Origin of the sequence: Amnimonas aquatica (genome assembly GCF_002943415.1) — a bacterium.
Classification (GTDB): domain Bacteria; phylum Pseudomonadota; class Gammaproteobacteria; order Pseudomonadales; family Moraxellaceae; genus Perlucidibaca; species Perlucidibaca aquatica_A.
On record NZ_PTQZ01000114.1, the window covers coordinates 1 to 5,642 of the forward strand.

The window sequence follows — 5,642 nt, forward strand, 5'->3', positions numbered from 1 at the left end:
TGCCCTCTGCCGGCTGCGTCCCGGCCACTGCCGCCGCACAGCCGCTGCCGGTCCGGAAGCATTCCCCGGCCTGCACCTGCAGACCGGCAGCGACCGCACACCGGACCGTGTCGACGCACGCAGCCGCTTCATGCAGGCGCTGGCGCTGGAGCTGCGTGATGCCGGCCTGCTGCAGAACTGGCGCGGCGAGAACATGCAGCTCGACCACGCCGGCAGGCCCTTCCTGGTCATGGAGCGCGCCGCCTTCCGCACCCTCGGCCTGCGCACACCTTCGGTGCACCTGAACGGCTGGGTATGCAGCCCGGACGGCATGCTGCTGTGGGTCGCCGAACGCAGCCACCACAAGTTCGTCGACCCCGGCCGCCTCGACAACCTGGTCGGCGGCGGCCTNCCACGACGTCTGGCTGCCACCGCATTTCTCGGCCACCAATCAGGATGGCGAAGTCGCCCACGCCGGCGTCATGCCGGTCGGCGAGGCGCTGCCGCTGCTGCTCGCCGGCCGCTTCACCTGGGATGCCGGGCTGGTGGTGATCGACGGCCTGCTGCGCCAGCGCCACTTCGGCTTCGATGGCAGCCGCCGCATCGCGCAGACCCTGGCCGGCCTCGGCTACCGCGACGACTGCCCGGCCGGCCGGCACTGAACCCGCCCGCATGAGCGACCAGCCATGACCCGCACCGCACCATGATTCCGGCCGACGCCCGACAGGAGCTGCGAACGCTCGCCACGCTCACCGGCCCCATCCTCATCAGCCAGTTCTCGCAGGCGTCCTACGGCTTCATCGACACGCTCATGGCCGGGCAGGTGTCGGCGCTGGACCTGGCGGCCGTGGCCGTCGGCTCCAGTGTCTGGCTGCCGCTGTTCCTGCTCACCACCGGCACCCTGCTGGCAACCACGCCGCTGGTGGCCGAAGCGCATGGCGCCGGCCGCCGCGAGCGCATTCCCGGCATCACGCACCAGGCGCTGTGGCTAGCGCTGCTGGTCGGCCTCTGCACGCTGCTGCTGATCCGCAGCGCCGCGCCGGTGCTGAGCTGGCTCGACATGTCGCCGGAACTGCGCGAGATGACCCGGCTGTATCTGCACGGCGCTTCCTGGGGCATGCCGGCGGTCGGCCTGTTCTTCGCCCTGCGCTGCTACTGCGAGGCCCAGGGCCGGCCGCTGCCGGTCACCGTCATCAGCCTGTCCGGGCTGGCGCTGAACGTGGCCGCCAACCACGTGTTCATCCACGGCTCGGCCAGCGTGCCCTGGCTGCAGGCACTGCTGCCTGCCGGCCTGGAGATTCCGGCCATGGGCGGGCCCGGCTGCGGCTGGGCGACCTCGCTGGTGCTGTGGCTGCTGGCCGGCATCCTGCTGACCTATGTCCTGCTCGCGCCGGCCTTCCGCCAGGTGCGCCTGCTGCGCGCGGCGGTGCGCCCGCGACCGCGCGAGATCGTCCGCATCGCGGCGCTGGGGCTGCCCATCGGCATCGCCATCTTCTTCGAGGTCAGCTCGTTCGCGCTGGTGGCCATGCTGGTCAGTCCGCAAGGCGCCACCGTGGTCGCCGGCCACCAGATCGCGCTGTCGGTGACCTCCATGCTGTTCATGGTGCCGCTGAGCATCGCCATCGCGCTCACCATCCGCAGCGGCCAGGCCTTCGGTGCCCGCAACCTCGCCGCGCTGGTGCGCATACGCCGCGTCGGCCTGACCACCACCACGCTGATCGCGGCGGTCTCGGCGCTGTTCCTGCTGCTGGCCCGCGATCCGATCACCCGGCTCTACACCGATGACCCCGCCGTGCGCGCACTGGCCACGCAGCTGCTGCTGTTCGCCGTCGCCTACCAGATCGTCGACGCCCTGCAGGTCGGTGCCGCCGGCTGCCTGCGCGGCCTGCAGGACACCCGCAGCCCCATGGTGCTGACCCTGTTCGCCTACTGGGGCGTGGCCATCCCCTTCGGCTACATCGCCGGCAGCACCACCCTGCTCGGCGGCCAGGCCTGGGGCGCCCACGGCTACTGGGCCGGACTGGTGCTGGGCCTGGCGGTCGCCAGCCTGCTGCTCAACCGCCAGCTCAGGCGCCGGCTGGGGCTGCTGCAGCGCGACTGGCACGGCTACTGAGCGGCTGACGCGCGAACCGCGCGTCAGCCACCCTTGCGCAGGCGGTAACGGAACAGGCCGTCCTCGGGCTGACTCTCTTCCAGCAGGGCATGGCCGAGGAACCGGCAGAACTTGGGGATGTCGCGGGTAGTCGAGGGGTCGGTGGCGAGCACCAGCAGCTCGTCGCCGTCAGCCAGCTCACGCACGCGCTTGTGCAGCAGCATGACCGGCTCCGGACACAGCAGGCCGCGCGCGTCGAGCACCGGCACGGCAGCAGGTTCAGGGGCAGAGTCAGGCACGGACATGGGCGGCTTCCGGGTCGGCGGCAGGCGGATGGCTGGCGGACGCGGCAGCCAGCGCATGAGGCTCGCGAGTATAGCGCCAGGCCGGCCACAGCAGCAGCAGGCCGGCAGCCAGCGCCAGCAGGAAGAAATCACCGTAGCCGAGGTGTTCGGCGAGCAGGCCGGCGGGCAGGTAGAACAGACCGCCGAAACCGGCGAGGATGCCGACCTGCAGGGTGAAGTCGCTGCCGCCGTGATCGGGACGGCAACGGTCCATGACCGCCGCCAGCAGGGCCGCCGTGGCCATGCCGCCGAACAGGTGCTCGACGGCGTTGATCATCACCGCCAGCGTCACCGGCGACAGGCCGGCGAAGCCGCCGCCGAGCGCGGGCAGCACGAAAGCCCCGCAGGCCAGCGCCTGCAGCAGCGAGAACAGCACCAGCGCGTTCCGCCGCCCCAGCGGCGCCACCAGCAAACCGCCCAGCAGGGCACCGGCGATGGTGGTCACGGCACCGGCCAGGCTGACCTGCAGCCCCATGTCGGCCAGCGACAGGCCCATGTCGATGAGCATGGGCTTGACCATGGCGGAGGCCAGCGAGTCGGCCATCTTGTAGGTCACCAGCACCCAGATCCAGCCCTGCAGACCGGGCTGGCGGAAGAAGCCGAGCCAGATGCGCCAGTAGTGCCCGCGCGGGCCGTCCATCACCGCCTCCGGTGGCGGCGGCTCGCGCAGCAGCAGCACCGGGATCAGCAGCAGCGCCGACAGCGCCATGAGGCCGGCGAAGGCCGTGGCCCAGCCCGCCGTGCCCATGACATAGAGCAGCAGGCCGCCGCCGGTGATGATGCCGAGCCGGTGCGCCACCACCTGCACGCCGTTGCCGAGCCCGCGCTCGGCAGGCCGCAGGATGCGCACCGCCAGGCCATCGCTGGCGATGTCCTGGGTGGCCGACAGCAGGTTGACCAGGAACAGCAGCCCGAACAGCAGCAGAACGCTGTCGCGCTCGCGCAGGCTGTCCGGATCGAAAGCCATGAGCGCGGCCAGCGCGGCGATCATCCCCAGGTTCATGGGCAGGATCCAGCTGCGCCGGTAGCCCAGACGCGGCCACCAGTGCCTGTCCACCCACGGCGCCCACAGCACCTTCAGCGCCCACGGCAGCGCCAGCAGGCCGCTGAGGCTGATCAGCGACAGCGGCACGTCATGACTGCGCAGGATCGCGGGGATGGCCTGGCTGTAGACCCCGAAGGGAATGCCCTGCGCCAGGTAGAGCGCGAGCAGCAGGCCGAGGCGATTAGGCAGCGGCGACATCATGCCGCGCCCGTCAGGCGAACACGATGGTCTTGTTGCCATGCACCAGCACGCGATCCTCCAGGTGCCAGCGCACCGCGCGCGCCAGCACCTGGCGCTCGACGTCCTGACCCATTTCGCGCAGCGTCGGCACCTCGTCGCGATGCGACACGCGCTCGACATCCTGCTCGATGATCGGCCCCTGGTCGAGGTCGGCGGTGACGTAGTGCGCGGTCGCGCCGATCAGCTTCACGCCCTTGTCGTAGGCCTGCTGGTAGGGGTTGGCGCCGACGAAGGCGGGCAGGAAGGAGTGGTGGATGTTGATGATGCGGTGCGGCCAGCGCGCGGTGAACTCCGGGCTGAGGATCTGCATGTAGCGCGCCAGCACGATCAGGTCGACGCCGGCCAGCAGCTCCTCGATGCGCGCCTCGGCCTCGGCCTTGGTCGCCGCCGTCACCGGCACGACATGGAACGGCACGCCGAAGTTCTCGACATCGGCGCGCAGGTCCTCGTGGTTGCTGACCACGGCCACGATGTCGCAGGGCAGCGAACCGCGCGACCAGCGCCAGAGCAGCTCCATCATGGCGTGGTCGTACTTCGACACCAGGATGCCGACCTTCTTGCGCTCGGCGGCGTAGCTGATGTGCCACTTCATGGCGTAGCGCGTGGCCACCGCGTCCTGGAAGGCCTGCTCCAGATGCTCGCGACTCAGGCGCAGGTTGCCGGTCTGGAACTCCATGCGCATGAAGTAGGTGCCGCCCTCCGGCGCCGTGGCGTGCTGGTCGAGGTCGGTGATGTTGGCGCCATGGTTGTAGAGGAAGCTGGAGACCGCGCTGACGATACCGGGGGCGTCGGGGCAGTTGATCAGCAGGCGGGCGGTGGTGTCAGTCATTTTCCGGGGTTCCGAGTAGCTGGCGCCGGCAGGCGGCCGGCGTCATGCCGGTCCACTTCTTGAAGGCGCGATGGAAGGCGCTGGCCTCGGAGAAGCCCATCATGAGGGCGATCTCGTCGATCGACAGCGCCGGCTTGGCGAGATAGAAGCGCGCGGCATCCTCGCGCATCTGGTCCTTGATGACCTGGTAGCTGGTGCCTTCGTCCTTGAGACGGCGGCGCAGCGTCTGCTGGGTCATGTTGAGCTGCCGGCAGATGTCCGACAGCTCCGGGAAACTGTTGCCGTAGGCCTCCTTGCCGAGCATGTTGCGCACCTGGTCGGCCAGTCCCACCGGCTTCGCCCGTCCGCCGATGATCAGCGCCAGCGAATCCTTGAGGAAGCGAGACAGCGACAGCGGCGTCTGCGCCAGCGGCAGCGTCAGCCAGGCGGCCGGGAAGCGGATCACGTTGGTTTCCATGCCGTAGTTCACCGGGCAGCGGAACAGCTGCTGGAACTCCGCCGCACGCGGCGGCGGGTCACCGGCGAACTCGATCACCAGCGGATCCAGGCGGCGGCCGACCAGCCAGCTCCAGAAACGCACCGAGACGAACACCATGACTTCGAGGATGGTGTCGGCGAACGGCGTGTCCTGCCGCAGCGACAGCGTCACCCTGCCCTCGTTGTCGGCGACCTCCATGCTGGCCACGGTCGGGGTCTCGAACAGGCCGTAGAAATCCAGCGAGCGGCGGATGGCCTGCGCCAGGTTCGGGCAGTTGATGACCGCGTGCGCCATCATCGAGAACGTGCCCGGCTTGGAGCGCGCATCGGAAGCCAGGCCGATGAACTCGTCCTGGGTCCGGCGCATGACTTCCTGCACGAGACGGATGACCTCGCCGCCCTCGATGCGTCCGTCCGGATCTCCCAGCCGCGCCGGATCCAGCCCGCTGCGCTCGAACAGCTCCTCCGGCGGCACGCCGCGACGCGCCGCGCCGGCCAGCAGGCGCTGCACGTACATGATGCTGAGGGTATTGGCCGGGCGTACGGACATGGATACTCGGAGACGGCGGTCATCGGGGTCCGGCGGCCCGTCGCCATGCGTCCGCGAAGGTCCGGGATCGGCGGCGGGTCTGGCCC

At 70.2% G+C, this 5,642-nt stretch carries 6 protein-coding genes; 2 read left to right on the plus strand and 4 right to left on the minus strand.

The window, feature by feature from the left end:
- Nucleotides 1–461: 461 nt before the first annotated feature.
- Both C5O18_RS05760 and C5O18_RS05765 read left to right on the plus strand, forming a co-directional pair.
- Entirely contained in the window at nt 462–641 is a 180-nt protein-coding gene (locus C5O18_RS05760) for a hypothetical protein (RefSeq protein WP_105192274.1), read from the plus strand.
- Nucleotides 642–682: 41 nt separating this feature from the next.
- Nucleotides 683–2,092, plus strand: coding sequence for an MATE family efflux transporter (locus C5O18_RS05765; protein ID WP_105192276.1), 1,410 nt, complete (start codon nt 683–685; stop codon nt 2,090–2,092).
- 23 nt (nt 2,093–2,115) lie between these two features.
- On the opposite strand, the gene tusA is transcribed toward C5O18_RS05765, so the two are convergent.
- The 4 genes from tusA to C5O18_RS05785 are packed head-to-tail and all read right to left on the minus strand — an operon-like array spanning nt 2,116 to nt 5,556.
- Nucleotides 2,116–2,376, minus strand: a complete 261-nt coding sequence (gene tusA / locus C5O18_RS05770) for a sulfurtransferase TusA (RefSeq protein ID WP_105192278.1) — start codon at nt 2,374–2,376, stop codon at nt 2,116–2,118.
- On the minus strand, nt 2,363–3,661 hold the full coding sequence (locus C5O18_RS05775) for an MFS transporter (RefSeq protein ID WP_158249279.1): 1,299 nt from the start codon (nt 3,659–3,661) through the stop codon (nt 2,363–2,365). The genes tusA and C5O18_RS05775 overlap by 14 nt, the downstream gene beginning before the upstream one ends.
- 10 nt (nt 3,662–3,671) lie before the next feature.
- Nucleotides 3,672–4,529: a formyltetrahydrofolate deformylase gene (gene purU / locus C5O18_RS05780; RefSeq protein WP_105192282.1), complete on the minus strand. Its 858-nt coding sequence runs from the start codon at nt 4,527–4,529 to the stop codon at nt 3,672–3,674.
- Nucleotides 4,522–5,556: an AraC family transcriptional regulator gene (locus C5O18_RS05785; protein ID WP_105192284.1), complete on the minus strand. Its 1,035-nt coding sequence runs from the start codon at nt 5,554–5,556 to the stop codon at nt 4,522–4,524. Before C5O18_RS05785 ends, purU begins: the two co-directional genes overlap by 8 nt.
- Nucleotides 5,557–5,642 lie beyond the last annotated feature (86 nt).

Excerpts from the sequence above, each read along its gene's own strand:
- C5O18_RS05760 (WP_105192274.1), top strand. The coding sequence starts at position 462 with ATGCCGGTCGGCGAGGCGCTGCCGCTGCTGCTCGCCGGCCGCTTCACC.
- C5O18_RS05765 (WP_105192276.1), top strand. The coding sequence starts at position 683 with ATGATTCCGGCCGACGCCCGACAGGAGCTGCGAACGCTCGCCACGCTC.
- tusA (WP_105192278.1), bottom strand. The coding sequence starts at position 2,376 with ATGTCCGTGCCTGACTCTGCCCCTGAACCTGCTGCCGTGCCGGTGCTC.
- C5O18_RS05775 (WP_158249279.1), bottom strand. The coding sequence starts at position 3,661 with ATGATGTCGCCGCTGCCTAATCGCCTCGGCCTGCTGCTCGCGCTCTAC.
- purU (WP_105192282.1), bottom strand. The coding sequence starts at position 4,529 with ATGACTGACACCACCGCCCGCCTGCTGATCAACTGCCCCGACGCCCCC.
- C5O18_RS05785 (WP_105192284.1), bottom strand. The coding sequence starts at position 5,556 with ATGTCCGTACGCCCGGCCAATACCCTCAGCATCATGTACGTGCAGCGC.